Consider the following 23,731-nt stretch of genomic DNA (forward strand, 5'->3'; position numbering starts at 1 on the left):
GTGCCCAACCCCGATGAAATCACCGACGAGAACAAGCGTGCCTCAAAGTGGCGCGCGCTCGACTATATGGGCCTCAAGCCCGGCACGCCGATTACCGATATCAAGATCGATCGCGTCTTTGTCGGCTCCTGCACCAATGGCCGTATTGAGGATCTGCGCGAAGTCGCCAAGGTGGTGGAAGGCAAGCGGGTCGCTGGCAGCGTGAACGCCATGATCGTGCCCGGGTCGGGGCTTGTGAAGCTGCAGGCCGAGGCCGAAGGCCTCGACGTGATCTTCAAGAATGCCGGCTTTGAATGGCGCGAGCCGGGTTGCTCCATGTGCCTCGCCATGAACCCGGACAAGCTCAAACCCGAAGAACGCTGCGCCTCGACCTCGAACCGCAACTTTGAAGGTCGCCAGGGCTTTAAGGGCCGCACGCACCTCGTTTCTCCCGCCATGGCCGCTGCCGCCGCCATTGCCGGCCACTTCGTCGATATTCGCGAGTGGAAGTAAAAGGCACCGGTTGGTCGGGGCTTTATGCTCCGACCCTCGATGACTTCGAGGCCTTGGCGAGCCACGCGCTCGCCAACCTCCCCGAACCGTTCAAGTCGCTCGCGGCCGATGTCACCTGTTCGGTAGCTGAATTTGCCGAAGACGACATTCTCGAACACTTCAAAATGGAAAGCCCCTTCGAGCTGATGGGCCTTTTCACCGGCATCGGGCTCACTGAAGACGGCGCCGTGCCCCAGACCGGGCAGCTGCCCAATACGGTCTTCCTCTATCGCCGCGCCATTCTCGACTATTGGGCCGAGAATGACGACAACACGCTCGGCGAAGTCGTCACCCATGTGCTGATCCACGAACTCGGCCACCATTTTGGGTTTTCCGACGACGACATGGAAGAAATCGAAGCCTGCGCCGACGAATAGGACTCGGCCGCTTTCGCGGGAATGACATTGTGGGTGGGGCCTGAAAAGGCATAGGCTCCGATAGCGCATGCTGCGCTTTCGGGGGAATTCCATGTCATTTCTTGCCGTCAATTGGCTGGCCGTCGTGCTGGCCACCGTCGCCAGCTTCGCCTTTGGCGCCGTCTGGTACATGAGCCTTTCCAAGCAGTGGATGGCTGCGCTCGGCAAGACCAGGGACCAGCTTGATCCAGGCTACACGCCGTTCATCTGGTCGGTCGCCGTTGAGTTCATCATGGCCTATTTCATCGCGCTCTTCACCCCGGCCCTTATGGGCACGGTGGATATCGGCGCGGGCGCACTCACAGGCTTTCTCTGCTGGTTCGGCTTCGTGCTAACGGTGATGATAATGAACCACCGCTATGAAGCCATGAAGTGGTCGCTGACCATCATCGACAGCGCCCATGTGCTGGGCGTGCTGGTTATCCAGGGCGTGGTCATCGGCCTTTTTGGGCCAGTTGCTGCGGCTGTCGCTGCCTGACCCAAAACAAAACCCCCGCTATCGCGGGGGTTATTTCGTTCAGCTCTCGACCACAATATTGGGCGGCGAAGGCGGCTCGTTGGGCGGCGCATACTTACTTAGAAGCGGCAGCTGGCTCATCGAGAACAGCACCGTCAGCGGCATCACGCCCCAGACCTTGAAGGAAATCCAGACTTCGGTCGAAAAATTCCGCCACAGCACTTCGTTGATCACGGCGAGCACGAAGAAGAAAATGCCCCAATTCAGCGTCAACCGCCACCAGCCCTCGGGCCGGAGCTTATAGACTTCGCCAAAGACATATTTGAGCAGCGACTGGCCAAAGAGCAGGCCGCCGAGCAGCACCGAGCCAAACAGCACATTGGTGATGGTGGGCTTGATCTTGATGAAGGTGTCGTCCTGCAGCCAGAGCGTCAGGCCGCCGAAAACCACCACCACAACGCCGGTAACCAGCGGCATGACGGCGACTTTTTTCAGTATCAGCCAGGACAGCAGCAGCGACACCACCATGGCGCCCATGAACCAGGCGGTCGCGACAAATATGTCGGCGCGCGCATTGGCGATGAAGAACACCACCAGTGGTCCCAGTTCCAGCGCCAGTTTTGTGATCTGCGGGCGCAGTTCGTCCCAATTGACGTCTGCTTCGGCTTTATCAGTCATTGAAGGTTCCATGGCGTATCCGGCCAATGTGATGGCATGAGCCACCCGATGCAAGCCGAATAGCCAGTAAGAGTGGTTAGATTTTGTCCAAGTCTTCTACTCTTCGCCGGCAATGGCGCGAGCAAAATCCTTAGCTTCAAACGGCTCGAGGTCTTCGACGCCCTCGCCGACACCGATGAAATGCACGGGCAGGCCAAACTTCTTGGCGATGGCAACGAGAATACCGCCCCGGGCGGTGCCGTCGAGCTTGGTCATGACAAGCCCGGTTACCCCGGCGCGCTTTCCAAAAATCTCGACTTGTTTGAGAGCATTCTGGCCGGTGGTCGCGTCGAGGGTAAGAAGCGTTGCATGCGGCGCCGATGGCTCGACCTTCTTGATGACGCGAATGACCTTTTCAAGCTCGTCCATCAGCTCGTCGCGGTTCTGCAGGCGACCGGCCGTGTCGATGATGAGCACATCGCGCCCCTCGGCTTTGGCCTGTGTGACCGCGTCGAAGGCGAGACCCGACGCGTCAGAGCCGGCCGGCTTTGAGATCACTGGCGCGCCGGTGCGCTGGCCCCAGACCTGTAGCTGCTCGATGGCAGCGGCACGGAACGTGTCGCCGGCGGCAAGCATGACGGACTTTCCTTCGCCTGCGAACTTTTGCGCCAGCTTGCCAATGGTCGTGGTCTTGCCCGAACCATTGACCCCGATCATCAGAATGATGAACGGCTTGTGGGTGGTGTCGATCGCCAGCGGCCTGGCGACGGGGCCGAGGACCTTCTCGACTTCGCTGGCCAGCACAGCCCGCACATCGCTGTCGGACACTTCGCGATCAAAGCGATCGCGCCGCAGCGTCTCGGTGATGGCCATGGCGGTCTCAAGACCGAGATCGGCCTGGATGAGCACATCCTCGAGTTCATCCAGCGTCGCCGCATCGAGCTTGCGCTTGGTAAAGACCGAGGTGATCGAACTGGTGAGATTATCCGACGAACGTTTCAGGCCCGAGGTGAGGCGCGAGAACCAGCTCTGGCGCTGCGCCGGCACAGGCGCGGCGGCCGGCGGACTGATGAACTGGTCTTCTACCGCCTCGATGAAGTCCGGCGTTGTTTCCGGTGGCCCCGGTGGGGGCGGAACATCGGCGGGTTCAGGCAGGTTTACCGGCTCGGGAACAGGTTCTGGCGTCGGGGCGACTGGCTCCGGAACGGGAGCCGAGGGCTGCGGCTGCGTTTCAGGCGGAGCGGGTGGCACCGGCGCAGGCTGAGTGCCGCCGAAAAGTTTCTGGAAAAAGCCGGGCTTCTTATCGGTCATAGTCGTCCTTACCTTCGGCCTGTCCTAACCCACGGTGTCATTCCCGCGGAAGCGGGAATCTCGGCTGATGCACGAGCGGAACAGAGATTTCCGCTTTTGCGGGAAGGCAGTGATGGCTGGTCACGCACGCCTATGCCGCCGCCAGCAGTTTTTCGCCAACCAGCCCCTCGGGACCGCGCCCGGTAACCCTTATCGAAGCGAGGCTCCCCGGCTCCATACCGGCAACGCTCACCGGCACGAATTGTTCGGTGCGGCCAAGACCACCGCGCTCCATCAGCACAGTTTCGATACGCCCAAGGCGCGTATCGCATAGCGCCGCAAATTGCTTTTCGCCTTCAACGCGCAAAAGGCCGGCGCGTTCGCGGGCAATTGCCTTGCTCACTTGTGGCATGCGGATGGCCGGCGTGCCGGGGCGCGGCGAATAGGGGAAGGCATGGATATAGGTGATCCCCGCTTCGCCGATGAACCGCAGTGTGTTTTCGAACATCTCGTCGGTCTCGGTCGGAAAGCCGGCAATGATATCGGCGCCGAAAACCATGTTCGGCCTGATGGCGCGCAGCTTTGCGATCACGGCCAGCGCATCGTCGCGCAGATGCCGGCGCTTCATGCGCTTGAGGATGAGATCGTCGCCCGACTGCAGCGACAGATGCAGATGCGGCATCAGCCGCGAATCGGACACCGCCTCGTAAAGCGCCTCGTCGGCCTCAATCGAGTCGATCGAGGAGATGCGCAGCCGCGGCAGATCCGGCACATGCTTCAGGATCGCCTGGGTAAGCAGCCCCAGCGTCGGCGCGCCGGGCAGGTCGGGGCCATAGGAGGTAATGTCGACGCCGGTGAGCACGATTTCCTGATAGCCATTGGCGACCAGCTTCTTGATCTGCTCGACGACCAGCCCCATCGGCACCGATCGCGATGGGCCACGGCCGAATGGAATGATGCAAAAAGTGCAGCGATGGTCGCAGCCATTTTGCACCTGCACGAAAGCGCGCGTATGGGCGTCCATGCCTTCGATGAGATGGCCCGCGGTTTCCCGCACGCTCATGATGTCGTTGACCTGCACCTTGTCATTGAGCGGCACGCCGAAGGTCATCGGCTTGTAGCTCTCAGCCTTAAGCTTGTCGGCATTGCCGATGACCAAGTCGACCTCTGCCATGTCGCCGAAAGAGCGCGCCTCAGTCTGGGCGGCGCAACCGGTGACGATGATGCGGCTTTGCGGGTTTTCGCGCCGCGCCTTGCGTACGGCCTTTCGCGCCTGGCTGACGGCTTCCTGCGTTACGGCGCAGGTATTGATGATGATGGCGTCCTCAAGCCCGGCCTTTTCGGCCTCGGCCTTCATCACTTCGCCTTCATAGGCATTAAGACGGCAGCCGAATGTCAGCGTGCGAACCGCCATCAGGCCGCCTCGCTGCGCGTCCAGGCGCCGGTTGCCGGATCAAACTCGCCGCGCCATTCGAATTCGGCCGGGCCAGTCAGGGTGACATGGTCGTCGGGCTGCCATTCAACCACGAGGTCGCCGCCCGGCAGGGTGACAGTCGCCTTGCGTTCGGTACGGCGCGTACGGGCGCCGTTGACGACAGCCGCGCAGGCAGCGGTGCCGCAGGCCTCGGTAATCCCGGCGCCGCGCTCCCAGACCCGCAAAATGATCTTGTCGGGTGCAGTGACCTGGGCGATGCCGATATTGGCGCGCTCAGGGAAGATTGGATGGTTTTCGAGCATCGGCCCAAACCGGTCGAGGGCATAGGACCAAACGTCGTCCTTGACCCAAAACGTGGCGTGCGGATTGCCGATGGACATCACCGAAGGCGAATGCAGCACCGGCGCATCGATGGGCCCGATCTGCAGCTCGATCTTGCGGGTATCGGCGAACTCTTCCGCCAGAGGAATGTCGTACCAGGCGAACTTGGGCGTGCCCATGTCGATGGTGATCAGCCCGTCTTCGGCCTCTTCACCAAAGAGAATGCCGGCCACGGTTTCAAAGGTGAAGCGCTGGCGGCCCTGCTCGACGCTCAGCGTCTGCACCACGCAGCGCATGCCATTGCCGCAGGCCTGGGCGCGCGAGCCATCGGAATTGATGATCTCGATATAGTTGGCCGTGCCGGGCATGCGGGAATCATGGATGGCCATGATCTGGTCGAACTTGGTTTCGGCCCGCGCGTTGATCGCAATGGCCGCTTCAGGCGTGACGCGATCCCGACGGCCGCGCATGTCGGCCACGATGATCTGGTTGCCCAGCCCGTTCATCTTGAGAAAGGGTGCGTTGCTCAAAGCCGTCGCCTATCAATGCCTGCATGTTCTGGCGCTCTGCGCCTCTGTGCTGCCTATATGGCGGATCGGGCGCAGAATTGCCAGTGCCGGGGCGCGGAGGGTGCCATGAGCATTGCTGCACGTCATAGATTGGCCGTCGAGGCACTGGCGCTTTTGGGCGACGAACAGGTGCTTGAAATCGGCTGTGGCCATGGCATCGCCGTGCGCCTCGTGCTCCAGCACCTGACCACCGGCAGGATCACGGCGCTCGATCGATCCGAGAAGATGATCGCCACTGTGCAAAGCGGCTCGCCCGATGCTGGAGATCGGTTGCGGACCATTGCCCAGGCACTGGAAGACGTGGATTGGGCCGGCGAGAAATTCGACGCCATCTTTGCGGTCAATGTCGACCTCAACCTCCGCCTTGGCGAACGTTGGACGCCGCTCCTCAAGGGGCTGCTCAAACGCGGCGGCCGGATTGTTCTGACCTTCGAAGCGCCGCCCAAATCGGGCAAGGCGGACAGTTTCGCAAAACTCTCTCAGTCGAGACTTGAGGCTGCCGGTTTTGCCGTCGACATCAGAGCCGGCGAAGCTGGCGTCACGTTAGTTTCTGCGCACCTCGGCCAGCCACAATGACGTCAGCGAGGTCCTTTGCATGTGTTTGCATGTAAATCTCGACGCTCGGCATAAACAACTCGCGCCACTGGCTCTCCCAGCCGCCCACACCACGTTCCAGTGATGCGGCAAGCGTAGTCTCTGCGTCGCTCTCGACCCAGATCCTGAGATCGTAGAGCGGAGCCAATCGCCCCGCGAGCGCCGAAACACCTTCGACAATGACGCGCTTTTCGCCGAGGTGAACCTCTTTCCACGCCCCCAAGGCGCCGCGTTCCCAGTCGTAGAGCTGATAGCGGCACGCGCCCGTCGTTACCAAGGTCTCGACAGCATCGAAAAACGCTTCGTGCCGGATATAGGGAAACGGAAAACCCGGCTTGATCGGCTCTGGCCACTCGTCCTGCGGCAGCACGAAATCATCGAGATAGATGACCGCGGCACCGAACTCCTCGACCAGCCGATCGGCCAGTGTCGATTTGCCGGACACTGGCAGCCCGTCGATGCCCACCAGCCGAGCGTCCGACCGGGTGCGCAGTGTATCGATCACATCCTCGGTGCCGATCATCGCCTCCAGCCCGCTCTTTCCTTGACTCAGTAAGCTATCTGTCATAAACGCCCCCTGTTCATCAGGCTTTTGCTCCTGACCAGCCGACCGGGACCCCCAAAAGGGTTTTACGATCCCGGAGGCCAACATCCGCCAGCGCGTTGCGCCCGCGGGTGGGTTTTGCGTTTGCCGCGATGTTCCCCATATCTCGTCGGATAGCCCGAAGAGACAAGGAAAAAAGATGTTTGAGAGCTTAAGCGACCGGCTTGGCAAAATTTTCGATGGTCTTCGTGGACGCGGCGCGCTGAACGCTGCCGATGTCGATGCGGCCATGCGCGAAATCCGCCGGGCGCTGATCGAGGCCGACGTCTCGCTCGAAGTTGTCCGCGCCTTTGTCGAACAGGTCCGCGAGCGCGCTGTCGGCGCCGAAGTCACCCGCTCGGTGACCCCGGGCCAGCAGGTCGTCAAGATCGTCAATGACGAACTGGTCGCCGTTCTTGGCTCCGATGCCGTCACCATTGATCTCAATGCGCCGGCGCCTGTCACCCTGCTCATGGTCGGTCTCCAGGGTTCTGGTAAGACGACGACCACGGCCAAGATCGCCAAGCGCCTCAAGGACCGCCAGAAGAAGAAGGTTCTCCTCGCCTCCCTCGATACCCGCCGCCCGGCCGCCATGGAGCAGCTACGCGTGCTCGGCGAGCAGGTCGGCGTCGATACGCTGCCGATCGTTGCCAGCGAAACTCCGGTCGAGATCGCTCGCCGCGCCGAGCGTGAAGGCCGTCTCGGTGGCTATGACGTTCTTATTCTCGATACGGCGGGTCGTACCCATATCGACGAAGAGCTGATGGTCGAAACGGTTTCCATCAAGGAAATCGCCAAGCCGCATGAAATCCTGCTCGTCGTCGACGCTCTGACCGGCCAGGACGCAATCAACGTCGCGCGCAGCTTCGATACCCGTCTTGATGTGACCGGCATCGTCATGACCCGCGTCGATGGCGATGGTCGCGGCGGCGCCGCTCTCTCCATGCGCGCGGCCACCGGCAAGCCGATCAAGCTGATCGGCGTCGGCGAAAAGATGGATGCGCTCGAGGATTTCCATCCCTCGCGCATCGCCGACCGCATCCTCGGCATGGGCGATATCGTTTCGCTCGTCGAAAAGGCGGCCGAACACGTCACCGCCGAAGACGCCCAGAAGATGGCGGCCAAGCTCAAGAAGGGCTCGTTCGACCTCGACGATCTGCGCGCTCAGCTGCAGCAGATGAAGAAGATGGGCGGCATGGGCGGCCTGATGGGCATGCTCCCTGGCGCAGGCCAGATGAAAAAAGCCATGGCCGGCGCCAATATCGACGAAAAAGTCTTTGACCGTCAGATCGCCATCATCAATTCCATGACCAAGAAAGAGCGGTCCAATCCCGACCTGCTCAATGCCTCGCGCCGCAAGCGTATCGCTGCCGGTGCCGGCGTCGAAGTTTCGGAAATCAACAAGCTTTCGAAGCAACACCGCCAGATGGCGGACATGATGAAGAAGGTTTCCAAGGGCGGCATGGGTGCCCTCGGTGGCATGTTCGGCGGCAAGATGGGCGGCATGCTTGGTGGCATGCCCGATCTCTCCAAGATGGACCCCAAGCAGCTCGAGCAGATGGCCCGCCAGGCCGGCATCAATCCCGAGCAATTGAAGGGCCTGCCCTCGGCCGATCTGCCGATGACCGACAAGCTGCCGACCGACGTCAACAAGTTGCTGAAAGCTGCCGGTACCGGGCTTCCCGGCCTTGGCGGCGCTCCCCGTTTCCCTGGCCTTCCGGGCCTGGGCAAGAAGAAATAACCCGAACTTAAAACATCAACCTAGGAACAAAAAATGTCCCTCAAGATCCGTCTCGCCCGTGGTGGCACCAAGAAGCGTCCTTTCTACCAGATCGTCGTTGCCGACGCCCGTTCGCCGCGTGATGGCCGCTTCATCGAAAAGCTGGGCACCTTCAACCCGCTGCTCGAAAAGACCGCTGAAAACCGCGTCGTTCTCGACACCGAGCGCGCCAAGCACTGGCTCTCGCACGGCGCACAGCCGACCGACCGCGTGCTGCGTTTCCTCGACGCTGCCGGCCTCGTAAAGCGCGAGGCCCGCAACAACCCGAACAAGGGTCTGCCGGGCGAAAAGGCCAAGGAACGCGCTGAAGAAAAGGCCGCCAAGGCCGCTGCATCAGCCGAAGGCGCTGCAGAGTAATTTTCGGGACCTTCTGGTCTCTGGACTGCAAAGCCCCGGTCTCGCGACCGGGGCTTGTTTTTATCCTGTCAGGTTCTGGCAGCACCGACGCCTACCGCTTGGCCTCTCCAATTCCTAAGGAAATTACCATGCGATTTGCTTCCGTTCGTGTCGTCACCAACGATGTCGACACCCTGAAGGCGTTCTATTCAAAGCTGACGGGTATTGCCCCGACCGACCTGGCGCCTGGCTTTTCCGAGATTCGGCTGGAAGGCTGCACGTTGGCCATTTCCAGCACGGAGATCATCGACAAGGTCAATGCTGGCGCAATCATACCCGGCTCAAACCGGTCTTCAATGATTGAACTTGAAGTGGACGACGTTGAGGCGGTCCGGATTCAGATGGCTGCGACCGAACTCGGCGCAGTCGTGCAGCAGCCGACAACGATGCCCTGGGGCAATGTCTCGATGCTGCTGCGCGATCCCGATGGGGCCGTGGTGAATATTTTCTCCCGGCCCAAGCGCTGAATGGCCCGCCATTCGCGCATAGCGCTCATGGCCTCGCCTCCCTCAAATCGCTCCACCGGAGCGATTTGCCCTTCGGGACGGGGTCAAGCCTTGAGCTTGGCCAAAATCGCTGCGCCCATTTCTTCCGTTCCAACAGTCTTGCGATTGTCCTGCGCGATGTCGCCGGTGCGCAGGCCATCGCTGAGCACGGCCGAGATGGCGTTCTCGATCTTTGTCGCCAGTTCGATCTGGTTGAACGAATAGCGCAGCGCCATGGCGAGCGAGGCGATCATGGCGATCGGGTTGGCAATGCCCTTGCCGGCGATGTCCGGGGCAGAGCCGTGGACGGGCTCGTAGAAGGCCTTGCGCTTACCGGTGGCGGCATCGGGCGCGCCGAGCGAGGCGGAGGGCAGCATGCCGAGCGAACCGGTCAGCATGGCTGCGACGTCGGAGAGAATGTCACCAAAGAGATTGTCGGTGACCATCACGTCGAACTGTTTGGGCGTGCGGACCAGCTGCATCGCGGCGTTGTCGGCGAGGATATGGTGCAGTTCCACGTCCGAATAGTCCTTGGCGACGCCCTTGACCACTTCGTCCCAGAGCACGCCCGACTTCATCACGTTCTTCTTGTCGGCCGAGTGCACCTTGTTGTTGCGGGTGCGGGCGAGGTCGAAGGCGACGCGGGCAATGCGGTCGATTTCGTAAGTTTCGTAGACCTGGGTGTCGATAGCGCGCTTCTGGCCATTGCCGAGGTCGGTAATAGTCTTGGGTTCCCCGAAATAGACGCCGCCGGTCAGTTCGCGGACGATGAGGATATCGAGGCCTTCAACCAGCTCTTTCTTGAGCGAGGAGGCTTCGGCAAGCGCCGGATAGCAGATGGCGGGGCGCAGATTGGCGAACACGGCCAGTTCCTTGCGGAGGCGCAGGAGCGCGGCTTCCGGACGGTGCTCATAGGCAACGTTGTCCCACTTGGGACCACCCACGGCGCCAAAAATCACGGCGTCGGCCGCTTTGGCCTTGGCGACGTCTTCATCGGTGATGGCAACCTGGTGCGCGTCATAGGCCGCGCCGCCGGCAAGGCCGCGGTCGAGCGAGAAGTCGGTCAGGCCTTCAGCATTGGTATAGGCGATGATCTTTTCGACCTCGACCATGATTTCAGTGCCGATGCCGTCGCCGGGCAGAAGAAAGAGGGAATGGGTGGCCATTTGGGAAAAACTCCTCGCCGTACTGGTGGGTACACCTTGAATTGGTGCCGACATAGCTGGTTTTGGGGAGTTTGCGCAAGGATCGTCCGCGCGGAATCGTCAGGCCGCAGTTTTCAGAGTTTTGAAGCGTCATCTCTCTGCCTCTGCTAGTCTCATACGGTGAGCACTAGGCAAGCCTCGGTTCCCGGCGGCGCGTTGATGGGCCGCTTGCGGAAGAGGTGACCGCAAGGGGAGTTCTCCATGTCCGGTTCAGTACCTCTACTGCCGCAGCAGCAAGGCAGGATGTTTGTCGCCGATGGCGGCATCGAAACCCACCTCATCTTTAATGAGGGGTTCGATTTTCCCTACTTCACGGTTTTCGAACTGTTGGATCGCGAAGGCGGTCCCGAGGCCCTGCGGGCCTACTATGCCCCCTATCTCGATATCGCACGGCTTCGTGTTCGACACCAATACCTGGCGGGCCAATCCGGACTGGGGGGCGCTGGTTGGCTATGATGCGGACAGACTTCGCAGAACCAATATCGGGGCGGTCGAGCTTTATAGGGACATCGCCAAAGAATTCGGACTGGCCGGCGTTCCGACCCTCGTCAGCGGCGCCATGGGGCCGCGGCGGGACGCCTGGCAATATGATGGCGTGATGAGCGTTGCAGAAGCGCTCGACTATCATGCCCCGCAGGTTGCGGCCTTTGCCGAGGCGAAGGCGGACATGGTGACAATCCTCACGCTCACCAATGTGCCCGAGGCGATTGGCGTAGCGCGGCTTGCCCAAGAGGCCGGCCTGCCCTGCGTGATTTCCTTTACGCTCGAAACAGATGGGCACCTGCCCGGTGGCAAACCGCTGGGCGAGGCCATCACGGCCGTCGAGGACGCCACAAGCGCCTATCCGGCCTATTACATGATCAATTGCGTGCACCCGATCCATTTTGCCAGCACCATCCGGCATGCCGGCGCCTGGGTGGACCGGATCGGCGGCCTCAGGGTCAATGCCTCAATGAAGAGCCACGCCGAACTCGATGAAAGCCCCGAACTCGATATCGGGGATTGGCAGACCTGGCGCAGCGCTATCAGCGTCTCTTGCCCCTTCTGCCCAATATAAGGGTGATCGGTGGATGTTGCGGCACCGACCATCGGCATATCGATGCCATATGTCGGGTCTGTCTGCCCGCCGTACCGGAATAGTCTAGGCGGGCGCCGTCGTCCTCGGGGCGGTTAACGGAAAGTGAATGCGCGGATCAGTGGGCATTCAAGGCCGGGCGGGCAAAAGACCGGCCATCGCAGCCGGCGAGGGGCCGGCGAACCGAGGAGAAGACCAATGCTGAAACTGATCCGTCTGACTGCCTTTGCCGCCATTACCACCGTGGGCGTGGTCCAGGCCTTTGCCGGGGTGCAGTCGCTGCCCGAATGTTACGACCGCGTGATTGCCGCCTGCAACAAGGGCAACCATGCCCAGAGCTGCGCCAATACCGGCATGAACGAATGCGACAAGATTTTCCCAACGCCGATGGTGCTTAATCCCGGCCTGTCGCTCGGCAGCAAGCCTGCCGTCGTGGCACCCGTGCCGCTGCCGCGCCCGGCCCATCTGATGGTCTCCACCCGCTAAGGCTTTTGCCCATGGGCAAAGGCACAAAAAAACAGCGCTCCCGATGAGAGCGCTGTTTTGCATTCTCGGCCGTAAAGGGATCAGCTCTTGGCTGCGCCGATGCGAGCCGTCACTTCGATTTCGATCTTCATGCCTTCTTCGATCATCGCGACGATGAGCATGGACGCAGCCGGACGAATGTCCTTGAAGACCGGGCCGACGGCAGCGACGACTTCGTCCACATAGGACCGATCGCCGACGTAGTAGACGACGCGAACCGTGTCTTCGATGGAAGAGCCGGCTTCCTTGAGCGCCTTGTCGATGGTGGCGAGGGCGTTCTTGGCCTGCTCGCCAATGCTCTCGGGCATCTTCATGACAGAATAGTCGTAGCCCGTGGTGCCGGACACGTAGACGGTGTCTTCGTGGCGCACGGCACGGGAATAGCCAAAGGTCACTTCAAAGGGCGAACCGGTGGAGACGCGCTGAACCATTTTTGTTCCTCAGAGTGTTTTCAGGAAAAGTGGACGCCACTTTCCCGGTTCGAAAACACGGCCAAATGAAAATCTAGAGCCAGGGACGATCGGACGCCATCTTGCCCTCGAAGGACGAAATGGCGGGATCGGACTTCAGCGTGCCGGCGATATCGTCGAGGCCTTCGAGCAGGATCTGCTTGCGCGAGGGATCGATATCGAAATGCAGCGTGCCGCCATCCGGGCCCTGAATGGTCTGGGCTTCGAGATCGATGCTTAGCGTCGCGTTCGAGCCGCGATCGGCATCGTCGAGCAGGAGCTTGAGCTGTTCGGCCGAGACGACGAGCGGCAGGATGCCGTTCTTGAAGCAGTTATTGTAGAAAATGTCGGCAAAGCTGGTGGAGACAACGCAGCGGATGCCGAAATCGGCCAGCGCCCAGGGGGCGTGTTCGCGCGATGAGCCGCAACCAAAATTGTCACCGGCAATGATGATCTTCGCCTGACGGTAAGCCGGCTTGTTGAGGACGAATTCGGGGTTTTCCGAACCATCTTCATTGTAGCGCATTTCCGAAAACAGGGCGGTGCCGAGACCGGTCCGCTTGATGGTTTTCAGATATTGCTTGGGGATAATCATGTCGGTGTCGATATTAATGATCGGCAGCGGCGCTGCGACACCCGTCAATGTGGTGAATTTTTCCATCGGAAAACCTCGCTTTGCCTCGGGTCTTGAGCCAAACCGGGGTCCGGGTCAAGTCGGCTCGTGGCGAAAGCGTTCGGCGCTTGACCTTGGGTACTTGGTTTGTCTACTCCTGACGCCCTAAACGGTCTTACCTTCAACTTGCGCTCGGGGGGGCGGGTGATGCAGGGACCAGTGCCTCCAGTGCCAGAACTTGGCCAGACGAAATCCTACCAGCCGACTTCGCGCCAGCTTTTGCGGGCACTCGAAACTATGGCTGGCGTCGGCTTTTTCACGCTGTCTTTCTCCGACGGAAAAGTTCGGCCATCCGAAGGCCTGCATGTTCTGGCGGGGACGCTCGATCAGGTCGGCCAGCCGATCGGCATTGAGTTCATCGAAGCCCGCACGCATCCCGACGACCGCACCAGCCTTGTCGAAAGCTTTCACATGCTGATGCGCGACACGCTGCCTACGCAGCGGGGGCTCCGCATCCTGCGCGAGGATGGCACGGTGCGATGCCTTGAGATGCGCTTTGAGCGCATCGTGGACGACGTCCGCCAACCGGTTGGCTGGATCATCTGCGTCCTTGACCGCACCGAGGAAGAAAGCCTGAAAAAGAACCTGGTGCTGATGCGCCAGCGCCTGCGGGCAGTGCTCGAACGGCTCGATGTGGACCTGGCCTGGTTCAGTTCACCCAATGGGCGGGTGATCGAACGGGTCAAGCAGTCCGAGAACGCCCATTTGCCCGATACGTCGCTTTTTACCCTCGATAGCTGGTTTTCAGCCGTGCATCCGGACGACCGGGCGCAGGTCCTGGCCGGCCTCGATCACCCCGAAATCAGCGTCACCGAGGCGCGCGTCGAGCGGGCGCCGGGTCAATATGTGCCCATGCGCACCGTGCGCCAGCCCGTGCTCAACGAGGCAGGAGAGACAGTCGAATGGCTCGGGCTGACGACGCTCGTCGAGCCGGGACGCGGCGGGCTCGAAGCGAACGCCGCGGCAAGCGAAGAACTGCTTAACGGCCCCCTGCTGCGCGCGGCGCGCAATCTCCTCGGCTGGACAATTCCCGTGCTGGCTGAACAGTCGGGCGTTTCGGCATCGACCATCATGCGGATCGAGGAAGCGACGGCGCCGGTGATCGAAGTGGCGCGGCGGCGCACGGCCGAGCGGTTGACCCAGGCCCTCACCGGGGGCGGGATGATCTTTCACCGTACCCTGACCGGAAAGCTCGCCATTTCGCTTTAGGGATCGACGCTTTCCATTCGGCCGGCCGCACGGGCAAAGCCTTCGGCGATGGCAATGCGCATGGCTTCGCGCGCACCCTGCGAACTCTTGTCGACAATGGCCTGGGCGATGGCCCGGTGGACAGCCACCGTCTGGGTCAGGGCCTCGGGCTCATTGACGGGCGAGGAAATGGTAAAAGCCGCGGTCAGCGCCATTTCCACCAGGGCACTGATGGAGGCCATGAAAGGATTGGCGGAAGCATCGGCGACTGCCTTGTGGAATTCGAGGTCATGCCGGGCAAACTCTTCCGGCGTACGCGCCGATGCCATGCGGTCTACGGCGGCCATGAGAAGCTTGGCCTGTTCCTCGGTGCGCCGCTCGGCCGCCAGCGCCGCGGCCTCGATCTCGATACCGATGCGCACTTCCGCCAGGCTTTGCAGGAAGCTGACCTCCGGCCCCAGTTCGAAATGCCAGGCGAGCACGTCAGCATCAAAGAGGTTCCAGCGATTGCGCGGCAGGACGCGGGTACCGATGCGCGCCCGCGCCTCGATCAGGCCCTTCGCCGCCAGCGTTTTCAGCGCCTCGCGTAGCACCGTGCGGGATACGCGGAACTGGTCGAGCAGTTCGGTGTCGGGAGGCAGGATGGAGCCCTGCGCATATTGACCCGAGACGATGGCGAAGCCGAGGTCCCAGAGCACGTCGGAATGAAGATTGTGCGCCAGATTGCGACCCGACAGGGCAGCGATGAGGTCGCCGGAATGGCGCGCTCTGCCGCCTGATCGATCCATGCTGGATGGCTCCTTGCCGAATGGTCGGGGCGACCTAAGCACAGTCGAATAAGTATGACAATAATGGCGGCGGGCCAAGACTGGACAGAGCGGCCATGGCTCGCCATGTTGCGCCCGACAAATATCGCGAATTCGCTGCAGGATTTTACCATGACCGACCAAGCTCAACTCGATGCCGTTCTCGCCCATGTGGATACGGGCCTCGACCAAAGCCTTGAGCGGCTCTTTCACCTGCTGCGCATCAAGTCGATCTCGACCGATCCCGCTTTTGCCGCCGAATGCCAGAAGGCGGCCGATTGGCTGGCGAACGAACTCAATGGCCTCGGCTTTGACGCCAGCGCCCGCCCGACGCCGGGCCATCCGGTCGTGGTCGCCCATGGTCCCGACCAGGCCGGCCCGCATGTGCTCTTCTATGCCCACTATGACGTCCAGCCGGTCGATCCGCTGAACCTGTGGAATTCCGATCCCTTCGACCCGCAGATCAAGGAAGATGCCTCTGGCCGCAAGATCATCGTTGCCCGCGGCGCCTCGGACGACAAAGGCCAGATGCTGACCTTCATCGAAGCCTGCCGCGCCTATAAGGCCGTTACCGGCAGCCTGCCGGTAAAGGTGTCGCTGATGCTTGAAGGCGAAGAGGAATCCGGCGGCAAGAACCTGCCGCCTTTCATGCGCGACAATGCCGACGAGCTGAAGGCCGACATCGCGCTCGTCTGCGACACCGACATGTGGGATCGCCAGACGCCGTCGATCACCACCATGCTCCGCGGGCTCGTCGCCGACGAAATCGTCGTGACCGCTGCCGACAAGGATCTGCATTCGGGCATGTTCGGCAATGCCGCGCGTAATCCCAACCAGGTGGTCGCCGACATCATCGCCAGCCTCCGCGCCCCCGATGGCTCGGTGACGCTTCCCGGTTTTTACGACGACGTCGCCGAAATCTCGCCGGAGCTGAAGGCGCAGTGGCAGGGCTTGGGTTTCGACGAAAAGGCCTTCCTCGGTAGCGTCGACCTTTCCGTTCCGGCCGGCGAACAGAACCGCTCCGTCCTCGAAATGCTCTGGGCCCGGCCGACCTGCGAAATCAACGGCATGATGGGCGGCTATACCGGCGACGGTTTCAAAACGGTCATTCCAGCCAAGGCATCGGCCAAGATCTCGTTCCGCCTGGTGTCCGGCATGGACCCCAAGAAGATCCGCGCTGCCTTCCGCGCCCATGTCGAAAAAATGATCCCGGCCGATTGCTCGGTCGAATTCATCCCGCATGGCGGTTCGCCCGCCATCACCGTACCGGCCGATGGCGAATTCCTGCGCAAGGCGCTGTCGGGCTTGTCGGCTGAATGGGGCAAGCAGGCCGTGATCACCGGCTCGGGCGGCTCAATCCCGGTGGCCGGCGAATTCAAGACCATCCTTGGCCTCGACACCCTGCTCATCGGCTTTGCGCATGTGGACGACCAGATCCACAGCCCCAACGAGAAGTACGACCTCGACAGCTTCCACCGCGGCATCCGTTCGTGGGTGCACGTGCTGGCGGCGCTGTCGAAGTAAGAGCTAAGCGAAGACCAGCGCGATAATAGCGAGCACAGCCGGAAGGGTCTGGATAAACAGGATCTTCCGGCTGGCCGTTGCCGCGCCATAAATTCCGGCGACGGCGACGCAAGCGAGGAAGAAGAGCTTGATCTGCCAGCCCACCGCCAGGTCGGGATGCACCAGCCCCCAGATCAGGCCCGCAGCGAGAAAGCCGTTATAGAGGCCCTGATTGCCGGCCAGCGTCTTGGTCTGCTCGGCAAATTCGGGGGTCAACCCGAAGGCCTTTTGCCCGCGCGGACTGGTCCACCAGACCATTTCCAGAAGCACGATGTAGATATGGATCAGGGCGACCAGCGCCACGAGAATATTTGCGACGAGCGTCATGCCAGTCTCCCTTGTTGTGATGGTCAGCCGTTGAGCTTGGCCAGCAGCTTTTCCATGCGGTCACGCTTGGATTTCTGCATTATGCCGTCGAGCCGCTCGCGGACAATGGCGAGAAAGCCCGGCTTTTCCTCCGGCGTGATGACGCTGGCGGTTTCCTCGGCATAGGTCGGAAACTGGTTGGGCGCGGCATCCTTCAGCCGCTCGACCAGAATTGGCACGGCCTTCTCGGCGTAGCCCGAGCGGGCCAGTTTCACGAGCAGCGAGGTGCAGCGATCCTTGGCGATGACCGAACCGCGATCGGCCGCTTCGATCACCTTGGGCAGCTCCGCCGCAATTTCATCGGCACGGATTTCCGCCACCGCATCAAGCGCGGTCATGGCGCCCCAAACCTGGCGATTGTTGCCGCTGCCCAAAGCATCGATGAAGGCTGGGCAATAATAGCCAATGAGGTCGGGACTGCGCGCGCCGATCTCGTACAACACTTTCATCGCATCATTGCGCTGACGCGGCGTGCCGGAGCGCACAAGCTCGACCAGTTCGGCAATTTCTTCCTTGTCGCCCGAGGCAGTCAACGCCTCGGCGAGAGCCACATTGGGCTCCTCGTCGCGGCGATCCAGCGCGCCGGCCAGCCGATCGGCGATCGTCACGCCTCCACCGCCACGTCGAGCGCCAGCTCGACCATGTCCTTGAGCGAAGTCTGCCGCGCATCGGCGCTGATTTCCTCATGGGTGATGAGGCAATCGGTCATGGTGCAGATGGTGAGGGCTTTTACCCCGAAACGGGCCGCCAGCGTATAGAGCGCCGCCGCCTCCATCTCGACGCCGATGACGCCATGGTCGGGCAGCTTGTCGTAACCGGCAAAGCCGTCGGCGTGGTAGAAAATGTCCGAGGAGAGCATATTGCCGGCGTGGAATTTCAGGCCCTTGGCATCGGCCTTGTCCGCGGCGGAGCGCAGAAGCCCGAAATCGGCGATGGGCGCGAAATTGAACGCGCCGAACCGGCCCTTGACGATGGCGCTGTCCGTCGAAGCGCCCTGGGCCAGAATGACGTCGCGCACCTTCACCTTGGCATTGAGACCGCCGCAGGTGCCGACGCGGATCAGCGTCTTGGCGCCATAGACATTGATCAGCTCATGCACATAGATCGAGAGCGAAGGCTGGCCCATGCCCGACGCCTGCACGGAAATGGGCTTGCCCTTCCAGGTGCCGGTATAGCCGAGACAATTGCGCACCGAATTGACCAGTTTGGGGTTTTCAAAGAACGTCTCGGCGATCCATTTGGCGCGCAGGGGGTCGCCCGGCAGCAACACGGCTTCGGCGTAGTCGCCCTCTTTAGCGTGATTGTGCGGGGTCATGCCGATCTCCTCTTTGCTCCGATAGATCGAGCAATGCCACCCGCGGCCCGCCTTGACAATCCTTCCGCCAAGGAACGGCCTTCCCTGCCCGCGCATTCTGTCTGGAACGCAAAGCACAGGAGGCTGTCGATGTCCGATAGAATCGAAGCCAAAGTCACGCATCGGTTTCGCGCAAATCCCGAACAGGTCTTCGATGCCTTCGTCGATCCGGCCCTCGCCGAACGCTGGCAGGCGGCATGGCTGAAGCGATCGGGCCTTGTGGGTCGGCCGACACGATCGGAAATCGACCCCCGCGTCGGCGGCCGTTTCATCCTCGCCGATGATCGCGAGGGCGGCGAGGCGCGCCACTGGGGCACGTTTCTGGCGCTCGACCGACCGACCAGAATTTCCTTTTCCTGGATCGTTGACGAGAGCGAAGAAGACGATCCCGGGGTCGTCAGCATGATCATCGAACCCGAGCCAGACGGACCAGGCAGCGTGGTGACGCTCTACAACACCATGGATGCACAGTGGGAAGACTGGCTGCCGCAGACCGAAAAGGGCTGGATCGCCCTCCTCGGCGGCATAGAAGATGTCATAGAACGGCGCGATATTGCGCCAGTGCTAAACGCTTGACGGCGCGGGGCCTGAGCCCCATCTAGACACCAGCAATTTTGCGCGGGAGCCAAGGACATGGTCGCGAAGATCTTTATCGACGGAGAAGCAGGAACCACGGGGCTGCAGATTCGCGAGCGCCTGGCCGGCCGTCGCGATCTCGAGGTCATTTCCATTGCGCAGGAAAAGCGCAAGGACCAGGACGAGCGCAAGCGGCTGCTCAACCTGGCCGACGTCGCCATCCTCTGCCTGCCCGACGACGCGGCCAAGGAGAGCGTGCGGCTGATCGACAATGGCACGACCCGCGTCATCGACGCCTCGACCGCTTATCGCGTCGATCCCAACTGGGCTTATGGCTTTGCCGAGATGGACAAGGACCAGGCCGAGAAAATCGCCAATGCGCGTTTCGTCGCCAATCCCGGCTGCTGGCCGCAGGGCCTGATCGCGGGCCTGCGTCCGTTGATCGCGGCTGGCCTCATCCCGGCCGATCACCCGGTGATCTATCACGGCATTTCCGGCTATTCCGGCGGCGGCCGTCAGATGATCGAGGAATATGTGGCCGAAGGTGCTGGCGCGAGCCAGTTCATGCCCTATGGCCTGACCTTCCAGCACAAGCACGTGCCGGAAATGACCTTCTATACCGGCCTCAAGCGCGAACCGCTGTTCGAGCCCGTCGTCGGCAATTTTGCGCAGGGGATGACCACTTCGCTGCCGCTGCAGCTTGGTACGCTGGCCAAAATTCCGACCGGCGCCGAAATCCACGCCGCCATCGCCGACCATTTTGCCGGCATCAAGGACAGCTTTGTCAAAGTCGCGCCCTATGATCCCGCCCTTGGCAAGAGCCCGGCGCTCGATCCGCAGGTGCACAACGGCACCAACACGCTGACCCTGCATGTCTTTGCCAACGACGCACGCGCCCAGGCCGCGATCGTCGCCGTCTATGACAACCTCGGCAAGGGCGCCTCGGGCGCGGCCGTGCAGAACCTTAATCTCATGCTCGGCGTCGCCGCGGCCGAAAGCCTGGCGGCCTGACCATGGCAGATTACAAAATCCAGCGTGAAGATGGTCCGACCCGCGGGCGCTATGTGATCGACCTGGCGCCCGGCGCCGAGGCCGAAATGACCTATCGACGCGAAGACGGTCGCATCATCGTCGACCACACCGGCGTGCCCAAGGAATACGAAGGCCGCGGCATAGCGCTTGAACTGGTCAAGGCATCCATTGCCGATGCCCGCGCCGAAGGGTTCAAGATCACGCCGGTCTGCCCCTATGTCGTGGTTCAGTTTCGCCGCCATCCCGAATGGAACGATCTGCTGGCTTAAGGCTCAGTCCTCGTAGGCGAGGCCCATCAGTCTCTCATTGCGCCAGATCACACGGCACAATTCCAGCCGATGCCCGAAGAGCACATAGAAGCGCTCGGGCGTCGGCCAATCCTCCAGCATCTCGATCTTGGCGCCGAAGGGCGAAGCATTCTTCAAAAGGGCAGGCAGTCTGAGGAGGCCATCCTCGAGCACGAGGGTGGCACCAAGGCGGACTTTCTCTCTGGGTCGAAGTCGACGCTCTGTCTGGTCCATGCACTGAGTGTAGCGCAGATCGGCAAGATGATCCTGCGAGCCTTTTATTCAAAGGCGAACCATCTTTTAGGGCTCTGGGAGGCGTTTGGTGGAGCTGAGCGGGATCGAACCGCTGACCTCGTCATTGCGAACGACGCGCTCTCCCAACTGAGCTACAGCCCCGCACCAATGGCCGAAATATGGATAAGATTTCGGCCAAGGGCAAGGGGGCCGCGCTAGACGAGGCGCTGCGAAACAAGGCTGTCGGCCGTCGCCAAAAGAGCCTCGGGCGCAGTGAGGAGCGGGCGGCCGAGAAGGCTGATGGCGTCGCTTGAATCGAGCCGCTTGATGTAGCCAAGCTCCCCCATATTGTCGCGCATGTCCCGGTCGAAGAGCGCATAGAGGCGCACCGCCCAATCGGGCATGCCAAAGCTTGGAATGCGCCGCTCCGGGTAGCGCTGCTTGAGGATTTTTGCCGCTTCGAGGAAGAAGACCGTGCGCTCGCCCATCGGGAAGCGCTTGCCGCCGGCATCCGGCGCGATCATGGCGGCGACATGGGCCGCCGCGATGTCGCGCACATCGATAATGGTCATGGGTATGCGCGGCGCGGCGGGAATGGACCCATCGAGCAAACGCTGCACGATCACCGCCGAGGTACCCGGATCATCGTCGAGCAGCGGCCCGAAGATGGCGCTTGGATTAATCACCGCCATCGCGTCGTGACGACCGGCCGCATCCATGATCTCCCAGGCGCGCTTCTCGGCCAGGGTCTTCGATTCCTGGTAGAAATTGACGGCACGGCCATTGAGGTCGGTCCAGTCCTTGGCCGTGAAGGGCGTCGTGCGGCTCTTGTCGTGACCATAGGCGATGGCGGCCATGGAAGAGGTGAGGACGATGCGCTCGACACCGGCCTTGTTGGCAGCATTAAGCGCGCGTTCCGTGCCTTCGACGGCCGGGCCGATCAGCTCCATCTTGTCCTTGGGGATCTGGATCAGGAACGGGGACGCCGTGTGCTGGAGATAGCGCACACCCTCCATGGCCTCGTCCCAACCGGCGTCGCGCATCAGGTCGAGCGCCACGAATTCGAGACGCGACACATCGGCTCCGTGGCGCAGAAGCGTCTCGCGCACCTTGTCGGCACGCGAGAGGTTGCGCACGCTGCCGCGGACGGTGTAGCCAGAATTGAGAAGCTGAAGGGCGACATGGCCACCGAGAAAGCCGGATATGCCGGTAAGCAGAACACGATCGGTCATGATTGTTCTCCTGACGAATTGAACGATATATAGATCAATCGTTCAATTCGTTCAAGATGGGAGTCATGGTAGTGGACACTGGGCTTGATCGCGCCACCGAAAAGCGCCGCCGCATTCTCGATGCGGCGCGGCTGCTCTTCGTGCGCGATGGTCTCCGCGGCACGACCATGGAAGCGCTTGCCCGTGCCGCCGGCGTCGCCAAGCCCACGCTCTACGGCTATTTCTCCGACAAGGACGCGGTCTTTACCGCGCTGCTCGATGATCTCTCGGACGCGCTGACCGCGGCTTTCGAGACGGGCATGGCCGGACCGGGAACGGTTGCCCAGCGCATCGGCATGGCACTCGCGGGCAAATACGGCACTATCGCCGAGGTGATCGAGAGTTCGCCCTTTGCCGAAGAGCTCTATTCGACCCATAGCCGCTTCTCCACCCGGTTCCGGACACTTGACGCCCAGATGAGCGAGACCATGGTGCAGCAATTGCGCGAGGCGGGCGTGCGCGAGCCGGTAGAACTCAACCGGCTCCTGCAGGCGGCGGCCTATGGCGTCGCCCGCAAGCTTTTGGATGAAGCCTCCGTGCGTGCCGCCCTGCCCGTTCTGGCCGAGCGGCTGATCACGCCGGAACTGCCCGAAAGCTAGACTTTTTCCCAGGCGCCGGACTTTTCACTGGCAAAGATCGCGTCGAGCACTTTCATCGAGGCGATGGCGTCTTCGACCCCATAAGGCAGGGGCGCTTCGCCCAGAACAGCCTTGGAAAAGGCCTCGGCCTGCTCGGTATATTGATCGCATTCGCCAATGATTTCCCGCCGCGCCAGCGAGCCATCGAGCGGCGAGCCAGTGTCGATCGTGATGGCGCTGCGCTCCTCGGGCAAGGCATTATAGGGGATGATGATCTCGAGCTTGCCCTTGGTGCCGAACACGTGGACGCGCTGATGGCGCACCAATTGGGTCGAGCACGTAAAGGTCAGACGCTTACCCGCGCCAAAATCCATCATCACGCTGGCGAGACGGTCGGTGCCGAAATTGGGATCGCGCTCGACCAGCGAAACCACGCGCTGCGGCTCGCTTTCAAAGAGGAACCGGCCAGAGGTGATCGGATAGCAGCCGATATCGAGGATACCACCGCCGCCGATATCGGCCTTGTTGCGAACATTGTCCGGATTGGCGTTGAAATAGGAAAAGACTGCGTCGATGGCGCGGACGTCGCCGAGTTCGCCCGAGCGGATGATTTCCCGTGCGCGCTGCCATTGCGGATGGAAGCGGATCATGAAGGCTTCCATGACGAGACGCCCCTCGGGCACCTGCCGCAGTTCTTCGGCTTCCTTTGCCGTGATGGCGATCGGCTTTTCGCACAGCACATGCTTGCCGGCCCGTGTTGCGGCAAGCGTCATGGGGACATGCAGGTGATTGGGGAGCGGATTGTAGATGACGTCGATTTCGGGATCGGCAAAGAGTTCTTCGTAGGAGCCGTAGGCCCTCGCGATGCCGAGCTGGTCGGCTGCGTCGCGTGCCTTGCTGAGATCGCGCGAGGCAATGGCCACCACTTCGCAATTTTTGGCCTTCTGGATGGCCGGCGTTACCTTGGCCATGCCGATATTGGCAGTAGACAAAATCCCCCAGCGAACTTTCTTCGTCATTCTCGTCTCCCGTGTC

Annotated in this window: 29 protein-coding genes, 1 tRNA gene and 1 pseudogene; 15 read left to right on the plus strand and 16 right to left on the minus strand. The window is 61.6% G+C overall.

Annotated elements, in window-relative coordinates; all coding sequences use genetic code 11:
- From ABW043_RS08200 to ABW043_RS08210, 3 genes are all read left to right on the plus strand, one after another.
- On the plus strand, positions 1–492 hold a 492-nt coding region (locus tag ABW043_RS08200), incomplete at its 5' end, for an aconitase family protein (protein ID WP_353920728.1).
- Positions 483–908, plus strand: a complete 426-nt coding sequence (locus ABW043_RS08205; RefSeq protein WP_353920729.1) for a metallopeptidase family protein — start codon at positions 483–485, stop codon at positions 906–908. The genes ABW043_RS08200 and ABW043_RS08205, both read left to right, overlap by 10 nt.
- A 91-nt stretch (positions 909–999) precedes the next feature.
- Positions 1,000–1,425, plus strand: a complete 426-nt coding sequence (locus ABW043_RS08210; protein WP_353920730.1) for a DUF1761 domain-containing protein — start codon at positions 1,000–1,002, stop codon at positions 1,423–1,425.
- Positions 1,426–1,464: 39 nt separating this feature from the next.
- Here ABW043_RS08210 and ABW043_RS08215 read toward each other — a convergent pair whose 3' ends face one another.
- From ABW043_RS08215 to dapF, 4 genes are all read right to left on the minus strand, one after another.
- Positions 1,465–2,094, minus strand: a complete 630-nt coding sequence (locus ABW043_RS08215; protein ID WP_353920731.1) for a septation protein A — start codon at positions 2,092–2,094, stop codon at positions 1,465–1,467.
- A gap of 84 nt (positions 2,095–2,178) precedes the next feature.
- Complete coding sequence (ftsY, locus tag ABW043_RS08220; protein ID WP_353920732.1) at positions 2,179–3,372, minus strand: signal recognition particle-docking protein FtsY; 1,194 nt, start codon at positions 3,370–3,372, stop codon at positions 2,179–2,181.
- A 130-nt stretch (positions 3,373–3,502) separates the two neighbouring features.
- A complete protein-coding gene (mtaB, locus tag ABW043_RS08225; RefSeq protein WP_353920733.1) occupies positions 3,503–4,765 on the minus strand; it encodes a tRNA (N(6)-L-threonylcarbamoyladenosine(37)-C(2))-methylthiotransferase MtaB in 1,263 nt (420 codons plus the stop codon).
- On the minus strand, positions 4,765–5,613 hold the full coding sequence (dapF, locus tag ABW043_RS08230; RefSeq protein ID WP_353920770.1) for a diaminopimelate epimerase: 849 nt from the start codon (positions 5,611–5,613) through the stop codon (positions 4,765–4,767). The genes mtaB and dapF overlap by 1 nt, the downstream gene beginning before the upstream one ends.
- 129 nt (positions 5,614–5,742) lie before the next feature.
- On the opposite strand from dapF, the gene ABW043_RS08235 reads away from it, so the two are divergent.
- Complete coding sequence (locus tag ABW043_RS08235; protein WP_353920734.1) at positions 5,743–6,252, plus strand: class I SAM-dependent methyltransferase; 510 nt, start codon at positions 5,743–5,745, stop codon at positions 6,250–6,252.
- Here the strand turns inward: ABW043_RS08235 and ABW043_RS08240 are convergent.
- Complete coding sequence (locus tag ABW043_RS08240; RefSeq protein WP_353920735.1) at positions 6,215–6,838, minus strand: uridine kinase family protein; 624 nt, start codon at positions 6,836–6,838, stop codon at positions 6,215–6,217. The two genes, ABW043_RS08235 and ABW043_RS08240, sit on opposite strands and share 38 nt — an antisense overlap.
- Before the next feature lie 175 nt (positions 6,839–7,013).
- Between ABW043_RS08240 and ffh the strand changes: the two genes are divergently transcribed.
- The 3 genes from ffh to ABW043_RS08255 all read left to right on the plus strand — a co-directional run bounded on the left by ffh (position 7,014) and on the right by ABW043_RS08255 (position 9,496).
- Positions 7,014–8,594, plus strand: a complete 1,581-nt coding sequence (ffh, locus tag ABW043_RS08245; RefSeq protein ID WP_353920736.1) for a signal recognition particle protein — start codon at positions 7,014–7,016, stop codon at positions 8,592–8,594.
- A 33-nt stretch (positions 8,595–8,627) separates the two neighbouring features.
- Positions 8,628–8,990 (plus strand): 30S ribosomal protein S16, encoded by a 363-nt coding sequence (gene rpsP, locus ABW043_RS08250; protein WP_353920737.1) that lies wholly within the window; start codon positions 8,628–8,630, stop codon positions 8,988–8,990.
- 128 nt (positions 8,991–9,118) lie between these two features.
- Complete coding sequence (locus tag ABW043_RS08255; protein ID WP_353920738.1) at positions 9,119–9,496, plus strand: VOC family protein; 378 nt, start codon at positions 9,119–9,121, stop codon at positions 9,494–9,496.
- Positions 9,497–9,579: 83 nt separating this feature from the next.
- On the opposite strand, the gene leuB is transcribed toward ABW043_RS08255, so the two are convergent.
- Positions 9,580–10,680 carry a 3-isopropylmalate dehydrogenase gene (leuB, locus tag ABW043_RS08260; protein WP_353920739.1) on the minus strand — a complete coding sequence of 367 codons (1,101 nt, stop codon included), beginning with the start codon at positions 10,678–10,680 and terminating at the stop codon, positions 9,580–9,582.
- A gap of 240 nt (positions 10,681–10,920) precedes the next feature.
- On the opposite strand from leuB, the pseudogene ABW043_RS08265 reads away from it, so the two are divergent.
- Positions 10,921–11,859 (plus strand): annotated as a pseudogene (locus tag ABW043_RS08265) (homocysteine S-methyltransferase family protein).
- 133 nt (positions 11,860–11,992) lie between these two features.
- Positions 11,993–12,280 (plus strand): hypothetical protein, encoded by a 288-nt coding sequence (locus ABW043_RS08270; protein ID WP_353920740.1) that lies wholly within the window; start codon positions 11,993–11,995, stop codon positions 12,278–12,280.
- An 80-nt stretch (positions 12,281–12,360) separates the two neighbouring features.
- On the opposite strand, the gene ABW043_RS08275 is transcribed toward ABW043_RS08270, so the two are convergent.
- The gene (locus ABW043_RS08275) at positions 12,361–12,750 is read right to left on the minus strand and encodes a RidA family protein (RefSeq protein WP_353920741.1); all 390 of its coding nucleotides are present in this window, start codon (positions 12,748–12,750) and stop codon (positions 12,361–12,363) included.
- Positions 12,751–12,823: 73 nt separating this feature from the next.
- Positions 12,824–13,429 (minus strand): 3-isopropylmalate dehydratase small subunit, encoded by a 606-nt coding sequence (gene leuD, locus ABW043_RS08280; RefSeq protein ID WP_353920742.1) that lies wholly within the window; start codon positions 13,427–13,429, stop codon positions 12,824–12,826.
- A 171-nt stretch (positions 13,430–13,600) separates the two neighbouring features.
- Between leuD and ABW043_RS08285 the strand changes: the two genes are divergently transcribed.
- Positions 13,601–14,650, plus strand: coding sequence for a helix-turn-helix domain-containing protein (locus ABW043_RS08285; protein WP_353920743.1), 1,050 nt, complete (start codon positions 13,601–13,603; stop codon positions 14,648–14,650).
- Here ABW043_RS08285 and ABW043_RS08290 read toward each other — a convergent pair.
- On the minus strand, positions 14,647–15,417 hold the full coding sequence (locus ABW043_RS08290) for a FadR/GntR family transcriptional regulator (protein ID WP_353920744.1): 771 nt from the start codon (positions 15,415–15,417) through the stop codon (positions 14,647–14,649). The two genes, ABW043_RS08285 and ABW043_RS08290, sit on opposite strands and share 4 nt — an antisense overlap.
- A gap of 150 nt (positions 15,418–15,567) precedes the next feature.
- Here ABW043_RS08290 and ABW043_RS08295 point away from each other — a divergent pair, with 150 nt between their 5' ends.
- A complete protein-coding gene (locus ABW043_RS08295; protein WP_353920745.1) occupies positions 15,568–16,959 on the plus strand; it encodes a M20/M25/M40 family metallo-hydrolase in 1,392 nt (463 codons plus the stop codon).
- Between the two features lie 3 nt (positions 16,960–16,962).
- On the opposite strand, the gene ABW043_RS08300 is transcribed toward ABW043_RS08295, so the two are convergent.
- Genes ABW043_RS08300 through deoD form a run of 3 tightly spaced genes read right to left on the minus strand, consistent with a single transcriptional unit; the run spans position 16,963 to position 18,679 of the window.
- Positions 16,963–17,325 (minus strand): DUF1304 domain-containing protein, encoded by a 363-nt coding sequence (locus tag ABW043_RS08300; protein ID WP_353920746.1) that lies wholly within the window; start codon positions 17,323–17,325, stop codon positions 16,963–16,965.
- 23 nt (positions 17,326–17,348) lie between these two features.
- The gene (locus ABW043_RS08305; protein ID WP_353920747.1) at positions 17,349–17,972 is read right to left on the minus strand and encodes a hypothetical protein; all 624 of its coding nucleotides are present in this window, start codon (positions 17,970–17,972) and stop codon (positions 17,349–17,351) included.
- Complete coding sequence (gene deoD / locus ABW043_RS08310) at positions 17,969–18,679, minus strand: purine-nucleoside phosphorylase (RefSeq protein ID WP_353920748.1); 711 nt, start codon at positions 18,677–18,679, stop codon at positions 17,969–17,971. The genes ABW043_RS08305 and deoD overlap by 4 nt, the downstream gene beginning before the upstream one ends.
- Positions 18,680–18,808: 129 nt before the next feature.
- Between deoD and ABW043_RS08315 the strand changes: the two genes are divergently transcribed.
- From ABW043_RS08315 to ABW043_RS08325, 3 genes are read left to right on the plus strand one after another with little or no spacing between them, the layout of a single operon-like run.
- Positions 18,809–19,294: an SRPBCC family protein gene (locus ABW043_RS08315; protein ID WP_353920749.1), complete on the plus strand. Its 486-nt coding sequence runs from the start codon at positions 18,809–18,811 to the stop codon at positions 19,292–19,294.
- Positions 19,295–19,351: 57 nt separating this feature from the next.
- On the plus strand, positions 19,352–20,305 hold the full coding sequence (gene argC, locus ABW043_RS08320) for an N-acetyl-gamma-glutamyl-phosphate reductase (RefSeq protein ID WP_353920750.1): 954 nt from the start codon (positions 19,352–19,354) through the stop codon (positions 20,303–20,305).
- 2 nt (positions 20,306–20,307) lie between these two features.
- Positions 20,308–20,595, plus strand: a complete 288-nt coding sequence (locus ABW043_RS08325; protein ID WP_353920751.1) for a GNAT family N-acetyltransferase — start codon at positions 20,308–20,310, stop codon at positions 20,593–20,595.
- Between the two features lie 3 nt (positions 20,596–20,598).
- Here ABW043_RS08325 and ABW043_RS08330 read toward each other — a convergent pair whose 3' ends face one another.
- The 3 genes from ABW043_RS08330 to ABW043_RS08340 all read right to left on the minus strand — a co-directional run bounded on the left by ABW043_RS08330 (position 20,599) and on the right by ABW043_RS08340 (position 22,079).
- Positions 20,599–20,787, minus strand: a complete 189-nt coding sequence (locus ABW043_RS08330) for a hypothetical protein (RefSeq protein ID WP_353920752.1) — start codon at positions 20,785–20,787, stop codon at positions 20,599–20,601.
- Between the two features lie 146 nt (positions 20,788–20,933).
- Positions 20,934–21,009: transfer RNA gene (locus ABW043_RS08335), tRNA-Ala, on the minus strand.
- 53 nt (positions 21,010–21,062) lie between these two features.
- Positions 21,063–22,079: an NAD-dependent epimerase/dehydratase family protein gene (locus ABW043_RS08340; RefSeq protein WP_353920753.1), complete on the minus strand. Its 1,017-nt coding sequence runs from the start codon at positions 22,077–22,079 to the stop codon at positions 21,063–21,065.
- 65 nt (positions 22,080–22,144) lie between these two features.
- Here ABW043_RS08340 and ABW043_RS08345 point away from each other — a divergent pair, with 65 nt between their 5' ends.
- Complete coding sequence (locus tag ABW043_RS08345; RefSeq protein WP_353920754.1) at positions 22,145–22,717, plus strand: TetR/AcrR family transcriptional regulator; 573 nt, start codon at positions 22,145–22,147, stop codon at positions 22,715–22,717.
- On the opposite strand, the gene ABW043_RS08350 is transcribed toward ABW043_RS08345, so the two are convergent.
- Positions 22,714–23,715 carry a Gfo/Idh/MocA family protein gene (locus ABW043_RS08350; RefSeq protein ID WP_353920755.1) on the minus strand — a complete coding sequence of 334 codons (1,002 nt, stop codon included), beginning with the start codon at positions 23,713–23,715 and terminating at the stop codon, positions 22,714–22,716. The genes ABW043_RS08345 and ABW043_RS08350 overlap by 4 nt on opposite strands.
- Positions 23,716–23,731: the final 16 nt, after the last annotated feature.

This window comes from Devosia sp. (assembly GCF_040509215.1).
In the GTDB taxonomy this organism is placed as follows: Bacteria; Pseudomonadota; Alphaproteobacteria; order Rhizobiales; family Devosiaceae; genus Devosia.